The organism is Streptomonospora wellingtoniae, from assembly GCF_031845375.1.
Classification (GTDB): domain Bacteria; phylum Actinomycetota; class Actinomycetes; order Streptosporangiales; family Streptosporangiaceae; genus Streptomonospora; species Streptomonospora wellingtoniae.
This window is the reverse complement of sequence record NZ_JAVREK010000013.1, coordinates 113,277-132,607: the sequence shown is the minus strand read 5'-3', so window position 1 is coordinate 132,607 and position 19,331 is coordinate 113,277. Positions and strand designations below refer to the sequence as shown.

General features: G+C 69.3%; 15 protein-coding genes and 3 tRNA genes. 16 read left to right on the top strand and 2 right to left on the bottom strand.

Features of this window, described 5'->3' with window-relative positions; translation table 11 throughout:
* Positions 1-339 precede the first annotated feature (339 nt).
* From RM446_RS14230 to RM446_RS14200, 7 genes are all read left to right on the top strand, one after another.
* A tRNA-Thr gene (locus RM446_RS14230) sits at positions 340-415 on the top strand.
* A 113-nt stretch (positions 416-528) separates the two neighbouring features.
* Positions 529-601, top strand: a tRNA-Met gene (locus tag RM446_RS14225).
* Positions 602-686: 85 nt separating this feature from the next.
* The gene (gene rpmG / locus RM446_RS14220; protein ID WP_040274966.1) at positions 687-851 is read left to right on the top strand and encodes a 50S ribosomal protein L33; all 165 of its coding nucleotides are present in this window, start codon (positions 687-689) and stop codon (positions 849-851) included.
* A gap of 170 nt (positions 852-1,021) precedes the next feature.
* Entirely contained in the window at positions 1,022-1,513 is a 492-nt protein-coding gene (locus RM446_RS14215; RefSeq protein ID WP_311545753.1) for a MaoC family dehydratase N-terminal domain-containing protein, read from the top strand.
* Positions 1,510-1,938, top strand: coding sequence for a MaoC family dehydratase (locus RM446_RS14210; RefSeq protein ID WP_311545752.1), 429 nt, complete (start codon positions 1,510-1,512; stop codon positions 1,936-1,938). The genes RM446_RS14215 and RM446_RS14210 overlap by 4 nt, the downstream gene beginning before the upstream one ends.
* 59 nt (positions 1,939-1,997) lie before the next feature.
* Entirely contained in the window at positions 1,998-3,125 is a 1,128-nt protein-coding gene (locus RM446_RS14205; RefSeq protein ID WP_311545751.1) for a UDP-N-acetylmuramate dehydrogenase, read from the top strand.
* A gap of 436 nt (positions 3,126-3,561) precedes the next feature.
* Complete coding sequence (locus RM446_RS14200; protein WP_311545750.1) at positions 3,562-4,152, top strand: TMEM165/GDT1 family protein; 591 nt, start codon at positions 3,562-3,564, stop codon at positions 4,150-4,152.
* Between the two features lies 1 nt (position 4,153).
* On the opposite strand, the gene RM446_RS14195 is transcribed toward RM446_RS14200, so the two are convergent.
* Positions 4,154-5,200 (bottom strand): adenosine deaminase, encoded by a 1,047-nt coding sequence (locus tag RM446_RS14195; protein ID WP_311545748.1) that lies wholly within the window; start codon positions 5,198-5,200, stop codon positions 4,154-4,156.
* Positions 5,201-5,280: 80 nt separating this feature from the next.
* Positions 5,281-6,489: a pyridoxal phosphate-dependent aminotransferase gene (locus RM446_RS14190; protein WP_311545747.1), complete on the bottom strand. Its 1,209-nt coding sequence runs from the start codon at positions 6,487-6,489 to the stop codon at positions 5,281-5,283.
* Between the two features lie 239 nt (positions 6,490-6,728).
* On the opposite strand from RM446_RS14190, the gene RM446_RS14185 reads away from it, so the two are divergent.
* The 9 genes from RM446_RS14185 to RM446_RS14145 all read left to right on the top strand — a co-directional run bounded on the left by RM446_RS14185 (position 6,729) and on the right by RM446_RS14145 (position 19,224).
* Positions 6,729-6,801: transfer RNA gene (locus tag RM446_RS14185), tRNA-Trp, on the top strand.
* A 113-nt stretch (positions 6,802-6,914) separates the two neighbouring features.
* Positions 6,915-7,196 (top strand): preprotein translocase subunit SecE, encoded by a 282-nt coding sequence (gene secE, locus RM446_RS14180; protein ID WP_311545746.1) that lies wholly within the window; start codon positions 6,915-6,917, stop codon positions 7,194-7,196.
* Positions 7,197-7,320: 124 nt separating this feature from the next.
* The gene (gene nusG / locus RM446_RS14175; RefSeq protein WP_311545745.1) at positions 7,321-8,226 is read left to right on the top strand and encodes a transcription termination/antitermination protein NusG; all 906 of its coding nucleotides are present in this window, start codon (positions 7,321-7,323) and stop codon (positions 8,224-8,226) included.
* 260 nt (positions 8,227-8,486) lie between these two features.
* Entirely contained in the window at positions 8,487-8,915 is a 429-nt protein-coding gene (gene rplK, locus RM446_RS14170; RefSeq protein WP_311545744.1) for a 50S ribosomal protein L11, read from the top strand.
* An 85-nt stretch (positions 8,916-9,000) separates the two neighbouring features.
* Complete coding sequence (gene rplA / locus RM446_RS14165) at positions 9,001-9,702, top strand: 50S ribosomal protein L1 (RefSeq protein ID WP_311545743.1); 702 nt, start codon at positions 9,001-9,003, stop codon at positions 9,700-9,702.
* A 319-nt stretch (positions 9,703-10,021) separates the two neighbouring features.
* Complete coding sequence (gene rplJ / locus RM446_RS14160; RefSeq protein ID WP_311545742.1) at positions 10,022-10,555, top strand: 50S ribosomal protein L10; 534 nt, start codon at positions 10,022-10,024, stop codon at positions 10,553-10,555.
* Positions 10,556-10,645: 90 nt separating this feature from the next.
* Positions 10,646-11,032: a 50S ribosomal protein L7/L12 gene (gene rplL / locus RM446_RS14155; protein WP_311545741.1), complete on the top strand. Its 387-nt coding sequence runs from the start codon at positions 10,646-10,648 to the stop codon at positions 11,030-11,032.
* Positions 11,033-11,846: 814 nt separating this feature from the next.
* Positions 11,847-15,314: a DNA-directed RNA polymerase subunit beta gene (gene rpoB / locus RM446_RS14150; protein WP_311545740.1), complete on the top strand. Its 3,468-nt coding sequence runs from the start codon at positions 11,847-11,849 to the stop codon at positions 15,312-15,314.
* A gap of 34 nt (positions 15,315-15,348) precedes the next feature.
* A complete protein-coding gene (locus tag RM446_RS14145; RefSeq protein ID WP_311545739.1) occupies positions 15,349-19,224 on the top strand; it encodes a DNA-directed RNA polymerase subunit beta' in 3,876 nt (1,291 codons plus the stop codon).
* The last annotated feature ends 107 nt before the right edge of the window (positions 19,225-19,331 follow it).

The following is a 19,331-nucleotide window of genomic DNA, read 5'->3' as shown; positions in this document are numbered from 1 at the left end:
ACAGGTCAACGCGATGTCACGCGGACAGATCTTGTATGAGTCACTCCGCCGCCCCGGCCCGCGGTGGTTCCCGTCGAAACCGCCGCGGGCACTCCCCATGATGAACCAATAGATCTTGTAGCCATCGCAAACGGCAATCGCTTTCCATCCCGATGGCTACAAGATCGGCGGGGTTCGCGGGTGCACCCGCCGGGTCGCCGGGGCGCAGGGTCGGGCCGCCGCGGCAGGCCGGCGGCGGCTCCGGCAGCCGATTTGGCAGAGCACCCCCGGATCCCTGTATAGTCATCACCAACGCGAACGGCGGAAACCCCCGTACCAGGGGGAGACCGCACAGGGCGTGCCCCTTTAGCTCAGTCGGCAGAGCGTCTCCATGGTAAGGAGAAGGTCTACGGTTCGATTCCGTAAAGGGGCTCCACCGCTTGATTGAGGTTGCGAACCGCTCAAGTGGGAATACGGACCGGAGGACCAGTGTTCCCCGGTTTAGCCCGGTCGGGTATTCTGCACGGATGCCCGGTTCCCCGGGATCTCGGCGGAGTAGCTCAGTTGGCAGAGCAAACGGCTCATAATCGTTGTGTCGTCGGTTCGAGTCCGGCCTCCGCTACTGCCCTCGTCGCCCCTGCGTGCGCAGGGTGCTGCGCGGGTTCTGCAGTTGTGTCCACCTGTACCAGCGAGAAAGGCACTCCGACGTGGCTGTCACCGACGTCAGGCCGAAGATCACCCTGGCCTGCCAGGAGTGCAAGCACCGTAACTACATCACGCGCAAGAACCGTCGGAACAACCCCGACCGTCTCTCGCTGAAGAAGTTCTGCCCGAACTGCCGGCAGCACCGCGAGCACCGCGAGACCCGCTAGTCGGCCGCGCCCACCGGGCGCTTCGGCGGCGTTCGGCGAGCGGCGGCGGCCCTACCGAGGCACGCGAGCACAAGCCCAGCGAGCACCACTGCTCGCTGGGCCATTAGTGTGTCGCCTGCCGCCGAGCGCGTCGGCATTCGGGCCGCGCAGAGCACAGTGAGAGGGAGCCGATGGGGATCAACCGCGAGCACTTGGGCCGGGAGTACCGGTCCCCGCAGCCCTACGAGGTGACTCGGGGCAAGATCCGCGAGTTCGCCGACGCGATCGGGGATCAGGACCCGGTCTACTTCGACACCGCGACCGCGCAGGCCGCCGGCTACGGCGACGTCATCGCGCCGCCGACCTTCCCCGTCATCATGGGCATGGAGGGGATGTCGCAGGCGGTCGTCGACCCCGAGCTGCGGTTGGATTTCTCCCGCGTCGTCCACGGCGACCAGAGCTTCGAGTACAACCGACCGCTCCAGGCCGGCGACGTCGTCGAGACCGTCACCCGTATCACCAAGATCTCCTCCCTCGGCGGCAACGAGCTGCTGACGCTGGAGAGCGAGATGCGTACCGTCGGAGGCGAGCACGTGCTGACCGCGGTCAATATGCTCGTCGTCCGCGGCGCCGCCGACGGGCAGGAAGCCGGGGCCGCCGAAGGGCAGGGGAGCAGCGCATGACCGCCACCGTCCGCTACGACGACGTCGACGTCGGCGCGCAGATCCCGGAGCAGGTCTACCCGGTGCGCCGCGTCGACCTGATCCGCTACGCGGGGGCATCGGGCGACTTCAACCCCATCCACTGGAACGAGCGCACCGCCAAGGCGGTCGGCCTGCCCGACGTGATCGCGCACGGCATGTTCACCATGGCCCAGGCCGGGCGCCTGGTCACCGACTGGGCGGGCGACCCGGGCGCCCTGGTGGAGTACCGGGTGCGCTTCTCCGCGCCGGTCGTCGTACCCGACGACGACAAGGGCGCCGAGGTAACCGTCAGCGGGGTCGTCAAGGAGAAGCTCGACGGCAACCGGGTGCGCGTCGCCCTGACCGCCCGCTCCGGCGGAGCGAAGGTGCTCGCCCGCTCCACCGCCGTCGTCCGCCTGGCCTGAGTCCCGCGGCCCCCGACCGAGCGGCCGGGGCCCGCACACCCGTACAGCAGGGGTTGCCCGTGTCCCGTCCCGAACCACGGCCCTCCGGGGCCGCCGCCGAGTCCGCGCCGCGCGAGCCCCGCGGTCCCGAGACGGCCGCCGACGTGCCGCTGGCCGACTACACCACCCTCGGCCTGGGCGGCCCCGCTGCGCGCTTCCGCGTCGCCGCCGACACCGAGGAGCTGATCGCCGCGGTCGCCGAGACCGACGCCGCGGGCGACCCGCTGCTCGTCCTGGGCGGCGGGAGCAACCTGGTCGTCTCCGACGAGGGGTTCGCGGGCACGGTCGTGCACGCCGAGTCCCGGTCGGTGGCCTTCCGCGACACCGAGGACGGCCGCGTCCGCATCCGGGCGGGCGCCGGCGTGCCGTGGGACCCCCTCGTCGACCGCGCCGTCGCCGAAGGGTTCAGCGGAATCGAGTTCCTGTCGGGAATCCCCGGGCGCGTCGGTTCCACGCCCATCCAGAACGTGGGCGCCTACGGCCAGGAGGTCAGCCAGACCATCGTCGAGGTCCTGGTCTACGACCGGCGCACCGGCGAGCGCCGCACCATGGGCCCCGCCGACTGCGGGTTCGGCTACCGCGACAGCGTCTTCAAGGGCAGCGACCGCTACGTCGTGTGCGAGGTCGTCTTCGAGTTGGAGCGCTCGCCGTCGAGCCGCCCCATCCGCTACGCCGAGGTCGCACGCGCGCTGGGCGCCGAGGCGGGCGACCAGGTGCCGCTGGCCCGGGCCCGCGAGACGGTGCTCGGACTGCGCCGGAGCAAGGGCATGGTGCTGGACCCCGACGACCCCGACACCCGCAGCGCGGGTTCGTTCTTCACCAACCCGGTCCTGGACCCGCCCGAGTACGCCGGCTTCGCCCGGCGCGCCGCGGACCTGCTCGGCCCTGACGCCGAACCGCCCGCCCACGTCGACGCCGAGGGCCGGGCGAAGCTCTCGGCGGCCTGGCTCATCGACAACGCGGGATTCTCCCGCGGCTACGGCTCGCCGGCGCGGATCTCCACCAAGCACACCCTGGCACTGACCAACCCCGGCGAAGCGACCACCGAGGACCTGCTCGCCCTCGCCCGCGAGGTGCGCGCGGGGGTGGCCAAGGCGTTCGGCGTGACCCTGGTCAACGAGCCGGTGATGGTGGGCGTGGCGCTGTAGGGCGGCGGGAGGCCGTGCCCGCGCCGGCGGGTTCGGCGCCGCCGGATTGCGCGTGCGGCGTGGCCGCGAGAGCGCCGGGCGATTTCCCCCGTCTTCATCGGCCGGGATTGCGCGCCAGGCGCCGCGGCGCCGGAGAACCTTTTTTGTTCGGCGCCGCCAACTCCGGAATTAGCCCTTCTTTTCGCCGGAGGCCGCCATTCCTAAGAATTGCGAAATCGAATTCCCCTGCTAGCGTGGAAAACGTCGAAGGGGAGTAGTCCTCGATTCGCGCGGTCGACACACCGGCGGATCCGCCGCGGGCACGGGTGCCGCGGCCGGTTCGCCCGGTCGCGCGGGCCCGTGATGCGAACGGGCGGGCGAGACCTTCGTCCCGGCGGTGAACAGCCGGGGCGAGGCGTCTATTTCGCCTCCGCCCGGCGCAGACGACGGAGGACGCATGGAATTCCTGCTCGCGATCGCGGCCAGTACCGCTGTGGTGTTCATCGCCGAATTGGGCGACAAGACCCAGCTGGTCGCGATGTCGCTGGCGACCCGCTACCGCCCCGCGACCGTCCTGCTGGGCATCACCGTCGCCACCCTGCTGGTGCACGGGCTGAGCGTCCTCATCGCCGAGGTCGTGGGACTGGCCCTGCCGACCGACTGGATCACGCTCGCCGCGGGGGTCGCCTTCGTCGGGTTCGGCGTGTGGACGCTGCTCGGCGACGAGCTGACCGCCAAGGACGAGGAGCGCGCGGCCTCCCGCAGGATCGGATCCGGGCTCGTCACAGTGGCCGTGGTGTTCTTCGTCGCCGAGCTCGGCGACAAGACCATGCTCGCCACGATCACCGTCGGCACCCATTACGACTGGCTGCCGGTGTGGCTCGGGTCCACCGCCGGCATGGTGGTCGCCGACGCGCTGGCGATCGCGCTGGCGGCCGTCCTCGGCAAGAAGCTGCCCGAGCGGGCCGTGCAGATCGGTGCGGCGCTGCTGTTCTTCCTCGCGGGCGGCGCCATGGTCTTCGAAGGCGTGCGCGCGGTCGCCGGGTGACTCAGCCGGCCGAACCGCCCTCCTCCGCCCCCGGCGGCGCGGCCAGCCACGTGTCCACCCCCGACAGCAGCTCCTTCTTCAGCGAGTCCGGTGCCGCGGATCCGCGGATCGACATCCGCGCCAGCTCGGCCAGCTCCCCGTCGTCGAATCCGAACACCTCGCGGGCGATGCGGTACTGCTCGGCCAGGCGCGGGCCGAAGAGCAGCGGGTCGTCGGCGCCCAGGGCGACGGGTGCGCCCCCGTCGAAGAGTCGGCGCAGCGGGACGCGGTCCAGCTCGTCGTAGACCCCCAGCGCCACGTTGGAGCTCGGGCAGACCTCCAATGTGACGCCCTGGGTGGCGATGCGCTCCAGCAGATAGGGGTCTCCGGTCGCGCCCACGCCGTGGCCGACGCGGTCGGCCGCCAGCTCGTCCAGGCACTCGCGCACGCTGCGCGCCCCCAGCAGCTCCCCGCCGTGCGGAGCCGACAGCAGGCCGGCGCGCCGCGCGATGCGGAAGGCGCCCTCGAAGTCCAGGGCACGCCCGCGGCGCTCGTCGTTGTTCAGGCCGAAGGAGACCACGCCGCGGCCCGCGTACTGGGCGGCCAGCCGGGCCAGGGCCTTGGCGTCGAGGGGGTGCTTGGTGCGGTTGGCGGCGACCATGATCCCGATGCCCACACCGCTCTCGCGCTCGGCGGCACGCGCGGCGTCGAGCACCAGCTCCAGCGTTGAGGTCAAGCCGTCGAAGCGCGATGCGTAGCCGCTGGGATCGACCTGGATCTCCAGCCAGCCCGACCCGGCGGCCCGCTCCTCCTCGGCGGTCTCGCTGAGCAGCCGGTACATCACTTCGGGGGTGCGCAGCACCGAGCGCGCGATGTCGTAGAGCCGCTGGAACCGGAACCATCCGCGCTCGTCGGTTGCACGCAGCCGGGGCGGCCAGTCCGTGGCCAGCGACTGCGGCAGGTGGACATCGTAGCGCTCGGCGAGCTCGATCAGCGTCGCGTGCCGCATCGAACCGGTGAAGTGCTGGTGCAGGTGGGCCTTGGGGAGTCGGGAGATGGGACGTTCCATGTCCCAAGGGTGCCTCAGACGGCGGGGCGGTGCCGGAGGTCCCCCGAAACTCCGGCACCGCCCCTCGGGGGCGTTGGGCCCTACGCGGACTCGCCCATGAGCTTCTGGATGCGGCCCACGCCCTCGGCGAGATCGGAGTCGCCCAGCGCGTAGGACAGCCGCAGGTAGCCAGGCGTGCCGAACGCCTCGCCCGGAACCACCGCGACCTCGGCCTGCTCCAGAATGACCTCGGCCAGCTCGGCGGAGGTCTGCGGCCGCCGCCCGCGGATCTCGCGGCCCAGCAGGCCCTTGACCGACGGGTAGGCGTAGAAGGCGCCCTCGGGCTCGGGGCACAGCACGCCGTCGATCTCGTTGAGCATGCGCACGATGGTCTGCCGGCGCCGGTCGAACGCCGTGCGCATCTCGGCGACGGCCGCCAGGTCGCCGGACACCGCGGCGAGGGCGGCGGCCTGGGAGACGTTGGCGACGTTGGACGTGGCGTGCGACTGGAGGTTGCCCGCCGCCTTGACGACGTCCGCGGGCCCCGCGATCCAGCCCACCCGCCAGCCCGTCATCGCGTAGGTCTTGGCCACGCCGTTGACGACCACGGTGCGGTCGGCGATCTCGGGCACCTCGACCGGCAGCGAGGTGAAGGTCGCCTCGCCGTAGACCAGGTGCTCGTAGATCTCGTCGGTGAGCACCCACAGCCCGTATTCGGCGGCCCACCGGCCGATGGCCCGGACCTGCTCGGGGGGATACACCGCGCCCGTGGGGTTGGACGGCGAGACGAACACGAGCACCTTGGTGCGCTGGGTGCGGGCGGCCTCCAGGGCCTCGACCGAGGCGAGGTAGCCGGTGGACTCGTCGGTGACGACGTAGCGGGGCACACCGCCGGCCAGCTTGACCGACTCGGGGTAGGTCGTCCAGTACGGCGCCACGATCAGCACCTCGTCGCCCGGGTCCAGCAGTGTGGCGAAGGCCTCGTAGATGGCCTGCTTGCCGCCGTTGGTGACCAGGACCTGGGAGGGCTCGACCGAGTAGCCGGAGTCGCGCCGCGTCTTGGCCGCGATCGCCTCCTTGAGCTCGGGGAGGCCGCCCGCGGGGGTGTAGCGGTGGAACCGCGGCTCGCGGCAGGCCTGTGCCGCGGCCTCCACGATGTAGTCGGGAGTCGGGAAGTCGGGCTCGCCGGCGCCGAACCCGATGACAGGGCGCCCTTCGGCCTTCATTGCCTTTGCCTTGGCATCGACCGCCAGCGTCGCTGACTCGGAGATGCCGCCGATACGTGCGGAGATGCGTGGTCGGTCAGTCATGTCACCATGCTTACACGCGCGGGCCAGTCGTTCTCAGCGTCCGGGCGCGACGGCCCGACCTCCCGCAGCGCCGGTTCCCGGACGGCCGCCAGGACCCCGCAGCGGATTCGGGTTGGTTCCGCAGCGCGATTGGGCATACACTCGTGCAACCGATGGTCCGGACACCGGGCGCCGAGTGCTGTACTCGGTGCACGGGCACTCCGAACCACGGTTATCGTGGGTGCCGCGGTATCCGCTGAAGGGCAGTGGCTCAATTGGAAGAGCACCGGTCTCCAAAACCGGCGGTTGGGGGTTCGAGTCCCTCCTGCCCTGCAAAGGACACTTGGGCGAGGCACGACACACCGCGCTCGGCGCGGTTGGCGTCCTCGATCGAGGCAGTTCCGCCGGAACAGTCCAGCCGAACCGTCGACTCCTAAGGACCTCAGGTGACACAGACTGACGCGGACGCCAAGCCGGAGAAGGAGCCGAAGCGTCGTACCGGTCCGGTGACCTTCACCAAGCAGGTCGTCGGTGAACTCCGCAAGGTTCGCTGGCCGACGCGGCGCGAGCTCATCACCTACACGATCGTCGTCATCGTGTTCGTGCTCATCATGGTCGGTTACGTCTCGCTGCTCGACTTCGGGTTCGGCGAGGCCGTCACGTGGCTCTACGGCCAGTTCACCCCGGACGCCGCCGGCGGCGCGGGTGCGGGGACCCCAGGCCAGTAACGGCGCGCGCGGCCGGCAGAGCATGGCCGCGCAGCGTCCGACTAGCCCCTAAGCTGGCAGTAACCGGCGACGGCGCTATCGAAGCGCGCCGTCCAGCGCGCAACCGACGAGAGAAAGAGCAGCCGTGTCCGAGTCCCCACTGAGCCCCGGCGACCTCCCCATCGAGGAGCGGGACCGCTCGTCGGAGGAAGAGGCCGGTCAGCGCGCCGAGTACATCGACCCCGCCGACGAGGCCGCGTTCGCGGCGGAGTCCGAGCAGGGCGGCGCCGACGACGAGGCCGGAGCCGAGCAGGCCGAGGGCGGCGACGCGGCCGGCGCCGAGGACGCCCCTGAAGCCGCGGAGGCCGACGCGCCCACCGAGGCGGATGAGACCGACGAGTCTCCCGAGGCGGACGAGGCCGACGAGTCTCCCGAGGCCGACGAGCCCGCTCCCCGTATCGACCCCGTCGAGGAGTTCAAGCAGGAGCTGCTGATTCTCCCCGGAGACTGGTACGTGGTGCACACCTACGCCGGTTACGAGAACCGCGTCAAGGCCAACGTCGAGAGCCGCACCCAGTCGCTGAACATGGAGGAGTACATCTTCCAGGTCGAGGTGCCCACCCAGGAGGTCACCGAGGTCAAGAGCGGCAAGCGGCAGCAGGTCACCGAGAAGGTGCTGCCCGGATACGTGCTGGTGCGCCTGGAGCTCACCGACGAGTCCTGGGCGGCCATCCGCAACACACCCGGTGTCACCGGCTTCGTCGGCCTGTCCAACAAGCCCGCTCCGCTGAGCCTGCAGGAGGTCGCCGACCTCCTCGCGCCCGAGCCCGAGGAGCAGCCGGAGCAGCCGGCGAAGGAGAAGGCCGAGCCGCGCTCCGACGTCGCCTACGACGTCGGGGAGTCCGTCACGGTTATGGAGGGGCCGTTCGCGACCCTGCCCGCCACCGTGAGCGAGATCAACGCCGATACCCAGAAGCTCAAGGTGCTGGTCTCGATCTTCGGCCGCGAGACCCCGGTCGAGCTCGGCTTCAACCAGGTCTCCAAGATCTAGGGACCCCTTCGGGGAGTCCCCGCCCAGCGGTCGCCGCGCCACCGGTGCCCCGCGGCGCGTAGACTTGACGGGTTCGCCCTTGGACGGGCGGGCCCGTCCCGCCCCTCGGCGCCTGTGCGCCTGGGGCGCCCCACGCCTGAGCGCGGATCCGGTGCAGGTGTGGCCACCACCGCGGACGCGAAGCCTCCGCGCTGCGGTCAGGCCTGCGGACCGACCGCCCGGGATCCACGACACACAGCAGATCAGGCAAAGGACCCGACATGCCTCCGAAGAAGAAGATCGCCGCGCTGGTTAAGGTCCAGCTCCCCGCGGGCCAGGCCACTCCGGCGCCGCCCGTCGGTACCGCTCTCGGTCCGCACGGCGTCAACATCATGGACTTCTGCAAGCAGTACAACGCTGCCACGGAAGCCCAGCGCGGGAGCGTCATCCCCGTAGAGATCACCATCTACGAGGACCGCTCGTTCACCTTCATCACCAAGACGCCGCCGGCGCCCAAGCTGATCCTCAAGGCCGCCGGCCTGGACAAGGGCAGCAACGACCCCAGCCGCAAGACGGCCGGCTCGGTGAGCGAGGACCAGATCCGCGAGATCGCGCAGACCAAGCTGCCCGACCTCAACACCGAGGACCTGGACGTCGCGAGCAAGATCGTCGCCGGCACCGCGCGCTCCATGGGCATCCGGATCAAGTAAGCGCACAGCCGGACCAGGAGCCGACAGGCAACTCGTGGCAGGGCCCAGCGCTGGCCCCTACCACACCTCTCGATTTGGAGAAGAAGTGAAGCGCAGCAAGAACCACCGCAAGGCCAGCCAGCTGGTCGACCGCGACAAGCTCTACGCCCCGCTGGAGGCCGTGAAGCTCGCCAAGCAGACCGCCGCGGTCAAGTTCGACCCCACCGTGGAGGTCGCCCTGCGCCTGGGCGTCGACCCGCGCAAGGCCGACCAGATGGTCCGCGGCACCGTGAACCTGCCGCACGGCACCGGCAAGACCGCTCGGGTCCTGGTCTTCGCCACCGGTGACCGCGCCGAGCAGGCTCGCGAGGCCGGCGCCGACTACGTCGGCGACGACGACCTCGTCGAGGAGATCCAGAAGGGCTTCCTCGACTTCGACGCCGTCGTGGCCACGCCCGACCTGATGGGCAAGGTCGGCCGCCTGGGCCGCGTTCTCGGCCCGCGCGGCATGATGCCCAACCCCAAGACCGGCACCGTCACACCCGACGTCGCCAAGGCCGTCACCGAGATCAAGGGCGGCAAGATCGAGTTCCGCGTCGACCGGCACGGCAACCTGCACTTCATCATCGGCAAGCTCTCCTTCGACGAGGCGCAGCTGGTGGAGAACTACAGCGCCGCGCTGGACGAGGTGGTCCGGCTCAAGCCTTCCGCCGCCAAGGGGCGGTACCTCAAGAAGGCGACCATGACCACCACCATGGGCCCGGGCATCCCCGTCGACCCCAACATCACCCGGCCCGCCGCCGCCTGACGGCGGCCGTGTGACGGCAGCGCGACGGCGCCCCGGCTCCCGCGAGGAGCCGGGGCGCCGTTCTCGTGTGCGGGCGCGAGCGGCGGAAGCACTCCCGGGCGTCGGTTAGACTGGTAGACGCCGAAGACCGCCGGTCGCCACCCCGAGGGTGGCCTAAGGTCCCATGCGAAATGGGCGGCCCGCGCAGGTGTACCGAGAGCGACGGCGTTTTCCCCGTCGCGCCCCGTGCCCCTGCGCCGGGGCTTTTTTCATGCGCCTCTCGCCTTCCCACTGCTGGGGCCTTTGCTTCGGACCGGCGTTCACAGTTGGAAGGAGTCCCATGGCGAGGCCGGACAAGGCAGCCGCGGTCGCCGAGCTCAAAGAGGAATTCGAGAGCTCGCAGGGCGCAGTGCTGACCGAATACCGGGGGCTCAGCGTGGCGCAGGTTACCCGACTGCGCCGCAGCCTCGGCCAGAACGCGCGTTTCCGTATCGTCAAGAACACGCTGAGCAAGATCGCGGCCACCGAGGCCGGTCTCGACGAGCAGGTCCTGGACCTGTTCGAGGGCCCCTCGGCCATCGCCTTCGTCCGCGGGGACGTCGTCGAAGCCGCCAAGGGCCTGCGTGACTTCGCGAAGGCGAACGCGCCGCTGGTGATCAAGGGCGGTGTCATCGACGGCAAGGCGATGAGCCCCGAGCAGATCACCAAGCTGGCCGATCTCGAGTCCCGCGAGGTGCTGCTCTCCAAGATGGCCGGCGCCCTGAAGGCCAAGCAGGGCCAGGCCGCAGCGGTGTTCCAGGCGCTGCCGCTCAAGACGGCGCGGCTGGCCAAGGCGCTGCACGACAAGCGTTCCGACGAGGGCGCCGAGAGCTAGCGACGACCCCCGCCGGCGTACCCGCGCCGGTATCAGGCTGGGCACGGCGCCGCAGGGCGCGTGTCGGTAGAGGAAAGAGAGATCGCAATCATGGCGAAGCTCAGCAACGAAGACCTCCTCAGCGCCTTCGAGGAGATGACCCTCCTGGAGCTGTCGGAGTTCGTCAAGCTGTTCGAGGACAAGTTCGACGTCGAGGCCGCCGCTCCGGCCGCCGCCGTCGTCGCCGCCCCGGGTGCCGGTGCCCCCGAGGAGGAGGTCGAGGAGCAGTCGGAGTTCGACGTCGTCCTCGAGTCCGCCGGCGACAAGAAGATCCAGGTCATCAAGGAGGTCCGCGGGCTGACCAGCCTCGGCCTCAAGGAGGCCAAGGACCTGGTCGACAACGCCCCGAAGCCGCTGATGGAGGGCGTCAGCAAGGACAACGCCGACAAGGCCAAGGAGGCCCTGGAAGGCGCCGGCGCCACCGTCACGCTCAAGTAGGACCGGGCGTGCGACCGCCCCGCCGCGTGCGCGCGGCGCGGACGGGTCTGCGCATCAGGGCGGCCGCCCAGCGGGGCGGCCGCCCTTCGCCGTTTCGGGCCCCGCCACCGGGGTGTCCGGCGTCGCGTGGTCGGGAGCGAGCGGCCGCGGGCTCCGCGCCCCGCCGGCCCCGCGGTCCCAACCGCCCGGTGCGGCGGGGCGAAGGGCCGGGGACGGCCCTGGCCGTGCCCGCGGACGGCCGGGCGCATGGGAGCATGGCCGAAACCGGGATTCGAGGATGCCCGGAACAGGACCGACAAGCGTCCGCAACGCGGGCGGGCGAGGGGCGCGAAGGGGTGATCGGGTGTCGCAGGCGGTAGGCGCGCCGACGCGCGGCGGCCCCGGCGCGAGAGCGGAGGGGCGCGGGGCGGCTTTGGGAAAGAGGATACGTTCCCGCATGTCCGGCGCCTTACACCCCTTCTGTCCTGTGGTGCCTCTCACGGGCGCCGAACCGCGCGCACGGCGCGGCCCGGGCTTGACGGATCCGCCTGTTGGGGCGATGCTGCGTGGTGTCGTGACTGACTTCGGGGGGTGCGGTTGGACAGCGGTGTAGTATTCGGCTACACTGCCCTTTTGCGCTGCCCATTGACGATCCGTGTGCCGGTGTCCGTGCTCCGCGGCCGGATTCCGAGGCTCCCTCGGTGTTCCCGGACCCCACCGTACGTTCTCCACTAAGAGCTCCCGCCCGATATCCGTCGGCGGGTCTCGGCCAGACATTCCGGATCGTCCGGCGTGCGCGCGCATCAACCGCCACAAGCCTTCGGAAGGACCCCTGTTGGCAGCCTCGCGCAACGCCTCCGCTAACGACCTTGGTCCGAACCGCGTTTCCTTCGCCCGTATTCGGGAGCCACTCGAAGTCCCGAACCTCCTGGCCCTGCAGACCGAGTCGTTCGACTGGCTGCTCGGTAACGAGAAGTGGAGTACCCGAGTCGAGGCGGCTCGTAACGTCGGCCGCAAGGACGTTCCGGAGCAGTCCGGTCTCGAAGAGATCTTCGAGGAGATCAGTCCCATCGAGGACTTCTCCGGGACCATGTCGCTTTCGTTCCGCGACCACCGGTTCGAGCCGCCCAAGTACTCCGAAGAGGAGTGCAAGGACAAGGACATGACCTACTCCGCCCCGATGTTCGTCACGGCGGAGTTCATCAACAACGACACCGGTGAGATCAAGAGCCAGACGGTCTTCATGGGCGACTTCCCGCTCATGACCGCGAAGGGCACGTTCATCATCAACGGCACCGAGCGCGTCGTGGTGTCGCAGCTCGTCCGTTCGCCCGGCGTGTACTTCGACCGCCAGGTCGACAAGACCTCCGACAAGGACCTCTACGGCTGCAAGGTCATCCCGTCGCGGGGCGCCTGGCTGGAGTTCGAGGTCGACAAGCGCGACTTCGTGGGTGTCCGCATCGACCGCAAGCGCAAGCAGGGCGTCACCGTGCTGCTCAAGGCGCTGGGCTGGACCACCGACCAGATCCTGGAGCGCTTCGGCTCCTACGAGTCCATCCGCAACACGCTCGAGAAGGACCCCACTGCGGGTACCGACGACGCGCTCCTGGACATCTACCGCAAGCTCCGCCCGGGCGAGCCGCCGACGAAGGAGTCCGCCCAGGCGCTGCTGGAGAACCTCTACTTCAACCCCAAGCGCTACGACCTCGCCAAGGTCGGCCGGTACAAGATCAACAAGAAGCTCGGCCTCGACACCGAGTTCACGCAGGGCACGCTGACCGAAGACGACATCGTCGCCACGATCGACTACCTCGTGCGGCTGCACGCCGGCGAGGAGGAGCTGGAGACCAGCCAGGGCGCCCGCCCGATCGAGACCGACGACATCGACCACTTCGGCAACCGCCGCCTGCGCACCGTCGGCGAGCTCATCCAAAACCAGGTCCGCCTGGGGCTGGCCCGCATGGAGCGCGTCGTCCGCGAGCGGATGACCACCCAGGACGTCGAGGCGATCACGCCGCAGACCCTGATCAACATCCGGCCGGTCGTCGCCTCCATCAAGGAGTTCTTCGGCACCAGCCAGCTGTCCCAGTTCATGGACCAGACCAACCCCTTGGCGGGGCTGACCCACAAGCGGCGGCTCAACGCGCTGGGCCCGGGCGGTCTGTCGCGCGAGCGCGCCGGCTTCGAGGTGCGCGACGTTCACCCGTCGCACTACGGCCGCATGTGCCCGATCGAGACCCCTGAGGGTCCCAACATCGGTCTGATGGGTTCGCTGGCGGGCTACGGGCGCGTCAACTCCTTCGGGTTCGTCGAGACCCCGTATCGCAAGGTCGTCGACAACAAGCTGACCGACGAGGTCTTCTACCTCACCGCCGACGAGGAGGACCGCTACGTCATCGCCCAGGCGAACACGCCCGTGGACGACGAGGGCAACTTCCTCGACGACCGCGTGCTGGTCCGCCGGAAGGGCGGCGAGTTCGAGGCCGTCACCGTCGACGAGGTCGAGTACATGGACGTGTCGCCGCGCCAGATGGTGTCGGTCGCCACCGCCATGATCCCCTTCCTGGAGCACGACGACGCCAACCGCGCGCTGATGGGCTCCAACATGCAGCGCCAGGCGGTGCCGCTGCTGCGCGCCGAGTCGCCGATCGTGGGCACCGGCATGGAGTACCGGGCCGCCACCGACGCCGGCGAGGTCGTCCTCGCCGAGAAGGCGGGCGTCGTCGAGGACATCACGGCCGACTACGTCACCGTGATGGCCGACGACGGCACGCGCAAGACCTACCGGCTGGGCAAGTTCCGCCGCAGCAACCAGGGCACGTGCTTCAACCAGCGCCCGATCGTCAACGAGGGCCAGCGGGTCGAGGAGACCCAGGTCCTCGCCGACGGCCCCTCGACCGACCACGGCGAGATGTCGCTGGGCCGGAACCTGCTCGTGGCGTACATGTCCTGGGAGGGCCACAACTACGAGGACGCCATCGTCCTCTCCCAGCGCCTGGTCCAGGACGACGTGCTCTCCTCGATCCACATCGAGGAGCACGAGGTCGACGCCCGCGACACCAAGCTGGGCCCCGAGGAGATCACCCGCGAGATCCCCAATGTCAGCGAGGAGGTCCTGGCCGACCTCGATGACCGCGGGATCATCCGCATCGGCGCCGAGGTCATCGACGGCGACATCCTCGTCGGCAAGGTCACGCCCAAGGGCGAGACCGAGCTGACCCCCGAGGAGCGCCTGCTTCGCGCGATCTTCGGCGAGAAGGCGCGCGAGGTCCGCGACACCTCGCTGAAGGTGCCCCACGGCGAGTCCGGCAAGGTCATCGGCGTGCGCGTCTTCAGCCGCGAGGAGGGCGACGAGCTCCCGCCCGGCGTCAACGAGCTGGTGCGCGTCTACGTCGCGCAGAAGCGCAAGATCACCGACGGCGACAAGCTCGCCGGCCGCCACGGCAACAAGGGTGTCATCGCCAAGATCCTGCCGCAGGAGGACATGCCGTTCATGGAGGACGGCACCCCTGTCGACATCGTTCTCAACCCGCTGGGCGTGCCCGGCCGGATGAACGTCGGGCAGGTCCTGGAGATCCACCTGGGCTGGCTGGCGAAGAACGGATGGAAGGTCGACGGCGACGACGAAGCCTGGAAGCAGGCGATGCACGAGATCGGCGCCGCCGACATCACACCCGGAACGAAGGTGGCCACCCCGGTCTTCGACGGTCTGCGCGAGGACGAGATCGGCGGTCTGCTGGCCTCCAGCCTCCCCAACGAGGACGGAGTCCGGCTGGTCGACGAGCACGGCAAGGCGCAGCTGTACGACGGCCGCACCGGCGAGCCGTTCGCCGAACCGATCGCGGTGGGCTACACCTACTTCCTCAAGCTGCACCACCTGGTCGACGACAAGATCCACGCACGCTCCACCGGGCCGTACTCGATGATCACCCAGCAGCCGCTGGGCGGTAAGGCGCAGTTCGGCGGCCAGCGCTTCGGCGAGATGGAGGTCTGGGCCCTGGAGGCCTACGGCGCCGCCTACGCGCTGCAGGAGCTGCTGACGATCAAGTCCGACGACGTCCTGGGCCGCGTGAAGGTCTACGAGGCGATCGTCAAGGGCGAGAACATCCCCGAACCGGGCATCCCCGAATCCTTCAAGGTGCTCATCAAGGAGATGCAGTCGCTCTGTCTGAATGTGGAGGTGCTGTCCAGCGACGGTATGTCGATCGAGATGCGGGATACCGATGAGGACGTCTTCCGGGCAGCGGAGGAACTGGGAATCGACCTGGGCCGGCGCGAGCCGAGCAGTGTCGAAGAGGTCTAACTTCCGCGATCTTCAAGAGCAGGGGACGAATTAAGTGCTCGACGTCAACTTCTTCGACGAGCTCCGGATTGGCCTCGCCACCGCCGACGAGATCCGACAGTGGTCGCACGGCGAGGTCAAGAAGCCGGAAACCATCAACTACCGGACCCTCAAGCCGGAAAAGGACGGACTCTTCTGCGAGAAGATCTTCGGCCCGACCCGCGACTGGGAATGCTACTGCGGCAAGTACAAGCGCGTCCGGTTCAAGGGCATCATCTGCGAGCGCTGCGGCGTGGAGGTCACCCGGGCCAAGGTCCGGCGTGAGCGCATGGGCCACATCGAGCTTGCAGCCCCGGTGACCCACATCTGGTACTTCAAGGGCGTTCCCAGCCGCCTGGGCTACCTGCTCGACCTGGCGCCGAAGGATCTCGAGAAGATCATCTACTTCGCCGCCTACATGGTGACCTGGGTCGACACCGAGGCCCGCGAGCGCGACCTGCAGTCGCTGGAGGCCCGCATCTCGGTGGAGCGCCAGCACCTGGAGCAGCGCCGCGACTCCGCCGTCGAGGAGCGCCACAAGAAGCTCGAGAACGACCTCGCCGAGCTGGAGGAGCAGGGCGCCAAGGGCGACGCGCGGCGCAAGGTCCGCGAGTCGGCCGAGCGCGAGATGCGCCAGATCCGCGACCGGGTCCAGCGCGAGATCGACCGGCTCGAAGAGGTGTGGAACCGCTTCAAGAACCTCAAGGTCCAGGACCTCGAGGGCGACGAGATGCTCTACCGCGAGATGCGGGACCGCTTCGGCAAGTACTTCCGCGGCGGCATGGGCGCTCAGGCGATCCAGGAGCGGCTGGCCAACTTCGACCTCGACGCCGAGGCCGAGCGGCTGCGCGAGACCATCCGCAGCGGCAAGGGCCAGAAGAAGGCGCGTGCCCTCAAGCGCCTCAAGGTCGTCTCGGCGTTCCTCAACACCCGCAACAGCCCCATGGGCATGGTGCTGGACTGCATCCCGGTCATCCCGCCGGACCTGCGCCCCATGGTGCAGCTCGACGGCGGCCGGTTCGCGACCTCGGACCTGAACGACCTGTACCGCCGGGTCATCAACCGCAACAACCGCCTCAAGCGGCTGCTGGACCTCGGCGCGCCCGAGATCATCGTCAACAACGAGAAGCGGATGCTGCAGGAGGCCGTCGACGCACTGTTCGACAACGGCCGCCGCGGTCGCCCGGTCACCGGGCCGGGCAACCGTCCGCTGAAGTCGCTGTCCGACATGCTCAAGGGCAAGCAGGGCCGCTTCCGGCAGAACCTGCTGGGCAAGCGCGTCGACTACTCCGGCCGTTCGGTCATCGTGGTCGGGCCGCAGCTCAAGCTGCACCAGTGCGGCCTGCCCAAGCAGATGGCCCTGGAGCTGTTCAAGCCGTTCGTGATGAAGCGCCTGGTCGACCTGAACCACGCGCAGAACATCAAGAGCGCCAAGCGCATGGTCGAGCGGTCCCGCCCGGTGGTCTGGGACGTCCTCGAAGAGGTCATCACCGAGCACCCGGTGCTGCTCAACCGCGCGCCGACACTGCACCGCCTGGGGATCCAGGCCTTCGAGCCGCAGCTGGTCGAGGGCAAGGCCATCCAGATCCACCCGCTGGTGTGCACCGCGTTCAACGCCGACTTCGACGGCGACCAGATGGCGGTCCACCTGCCGCTGTCCGCCGAGGCCCAGGCCGAGGCGCGGCTGCTCATGCTGGCCAGCAACAACATCCTCAAGCCGTCCGACGGCAAGCCGGTGACCATGCCCACCCAGGACATGATCATCGGGCTGTACTACCTGACCACCCTCAAGGAGGACGGGCAGGGAGCCGGCCGGGCGTACCGCACCCCGGCCGAGGCCATCATGGCCTACGACCTGGGCGAGCTCGACCTTCAGGCGCCGATCAAGCTGCGCGTCGACGGCGATGTGCCGCCGCCGCGCGAGTGGGTCGAGCCCGAGGCCCACGAGCCGGGCGAGCCCTACGTGCTCGACACGACCCTGGGGCGCTACCTCTTCAACGAGACCACGCCCTCGGACTACCCGTTCGTGAACTACCAGGTGGGCAAGAAGCAGGTGTCCGCCCTGGTCAACGAGCTGGCCGAGAACTACCCCAAGGTCCAGGTCGCGTCCACGCTGGACGCGTTCAAGGACGCCGGGTACCACTGGGCCACCCGCTCGGGTCTGACCATCGGTATCTCCGACGTGCTCGCGCCGCCGCGCAAGACGGAGATCCTGGAGGGCCACGAGCGCCAGGCAGACAAGATCCAGCGCGAGTTCGACCGCGGTCTCATCACCGACGACGAGCGCCGCCAGGAACTCACCGAGATCTGGACCAAGGCCACCAACGAGGTCGCCAAGGACATGGAGGACAACGCTCCCGCCGACAACCCGGTGTGGATGATGGTGAACTCCGGGGCCCGAGGCAACCCGATGCAGGTGCGCCAGATCGCGGGTATCCGCGGCCTGGTGTCCAACACGCGAGGCGAGACCATCCCGCGTCCGATCAAGTCCTCCTATCGCGAGGGCCTGTCGGTGCTGGAGTACTTCATCTCCACGCACGGGCAGCGCAAGGGTCTGGCCGACACCGCGCTGCGCACGGCCGACTCCGGGTACCTGACCCGGCGCCTGGTCGACGTCGCCCAGGACGTCATCGTGCGCGAGGTCGACTGCCAGACCGACCGCTCGCTGTGGCACGAGGTCGGCGAGGAGAACGCCGCGGGCACGGTGGTGCGCAAGCACAACGTCGAGAACACCGGCTTCGGCCGGACCATCGCCGAGGACGTCGTCGTCGACGGCAAGGTCGTCGTGCCGGCCGGAACCGACACCTCCGAGCCGATCATCGACAAGCTGGTCGCCAACGGCGTCGAGCGGGTCCGCGTGCGCAGCTCGCTGACCTGCGAGGCCAAGATCGGCGTTTGCAGCACGTGCTACGGCCGCTCGATGGCGACGGGCAAGCCCGTCGACGTCGGCGAGGCCATCGGCATCATCGCGGCGCAGTCCATCGGTGAGCCCGGTACCCAGCTGACCATGCGGACCTTCCACATGGGCGGCTCGGCCGGCAAGGACATCACCCACGGTCTGCCGCGTGTGACCGAGCTGTTCGAGGCCCGCATCCCCAAGGGTGTGGCCCCGATCAGCGAGCTCGAAGGCCGCATCCGCATCGAGGACACCGAGAAGAGCCGGAAGATCATCCTCGTTCCCGACGACGGGTCCGACGAGATCTCCTACCCGGTGCCCATGCGCGCCCAGCTGCTGGTGGGCGAGGGCGACCACGTCGCCGTCGGCCAGCAGCTCATCCAGGGCGCCATCAACCCGCACGAGGTGCTGCGCATCCAGGGCCCGCGGGCCGTGCAGCAGCACCTGGTGTCGGAGGTGCAGGAGGTCTACAAGTCGCAGGGTGTCTCGATCCACGACAAGCACATCGAGATCATCGTGCGGCAGATGCTCAAGCGGGTGAACATCCTGGAGTCCGGCGACTCCGAGCTGCTGCCCGGCGAGATGGTCGAGCGGCCCAAGTTCGAGTCCATCAACCGCCGCGTCGTGGCCGAAGGCGGTCAGCCCGCGGCCGGCCGTCCGGTGCTGCTCGGCATCACCAAGGCGTCGCTGGCCACGGAGTCGTGGCTGTCGGCGGCCTCCTTCCAGGAGACCACCCGGGTGCTCACCGAGAACGCCATCCACGGCAAGAGCGACCCCTTGGTGGGCCTCAAGGAGAACGTCATCATCGGTAAGCTCATCCCGGCCGGTACCGGCTTGCCGCAGTACCGCAACGTCCGGGTCGAGCCGACCGAGGAGGCGAAGGCGTCGATGTATTCGGTGTCGGGCTACGAGGAGCCCAGCGAGTACACCTTCGGGCAGGGCTCGGGAGAGGCTGTGCCGCTGGAGGAGTACGACTTCGGGCCCTACAACAGGTGACCTGAAGAGTCGATCGGCGAATTCGCTTGGTAGAACGAGCGTCGGCGGTGGTCCACCCGTGCAGCGGGTGGGCTGCCGCCGTTCGTCGTTGCGGCTCGGCATACTTG

Bases quoted from the DNA above. Each gene is read 5' to 3' on its own strand.
- rplJ (WP_311545742.1), top strand. From the start codon at position 10,022: ATGGCGAGGCCGGACAAGGCAGCCGCGGTCGCCGAGCTCAAAGAGGAA.
- rplL (WP_311545741.1), top strand. From the start codon at position 10,646: ATGGCGAAGCTCAGCAACGAAGACCTCCTCAGCGCCTTCGAGGAGATG.
- RM446_RS14215 (WP_311545753.1), top strand. From the start codon at position 1,022: ATGGGGATCAACCGCGAGCACTTGGGCCGGGAGTACCGGTCCCCGCAG.
- RM446_RS14210 (WP_311545752.1), top strand. From the start codon at position 1,510: ATGACCGCCACCGTCCGCTACGACGACGTCGACGTCGGCGCGCAGATC.
- RM446_RS14200 (WP_311545750.1), top strand. From the start codon at position 3,562: ATGGAATTCCTGCTCGCGATCGCGGCCAGTACCGCTGTGGTGTTCATC.
- rplK (WP_311545744.1), top strand. From the start codon at position 8,487: ATGCCTCCGAAGAAGAAGATCGCCGCGCTGGTTAAGGTCCAGCTCCCC.
- RM446_RS14195 (WP_311545748.1), bottom strand. From the start codon at position 5,200: ATGGAACGTCCCATCTCCCGACTCCCCAAGGCCCACCTGCACCAGCAC.
- RM446_RS14190 (WP_311545747.1), bottom strand. From the start codon at position 6,489: ATGACTGACCGACCACGCATCTCCGCACGTATCGGCGGCATCTCCGAG.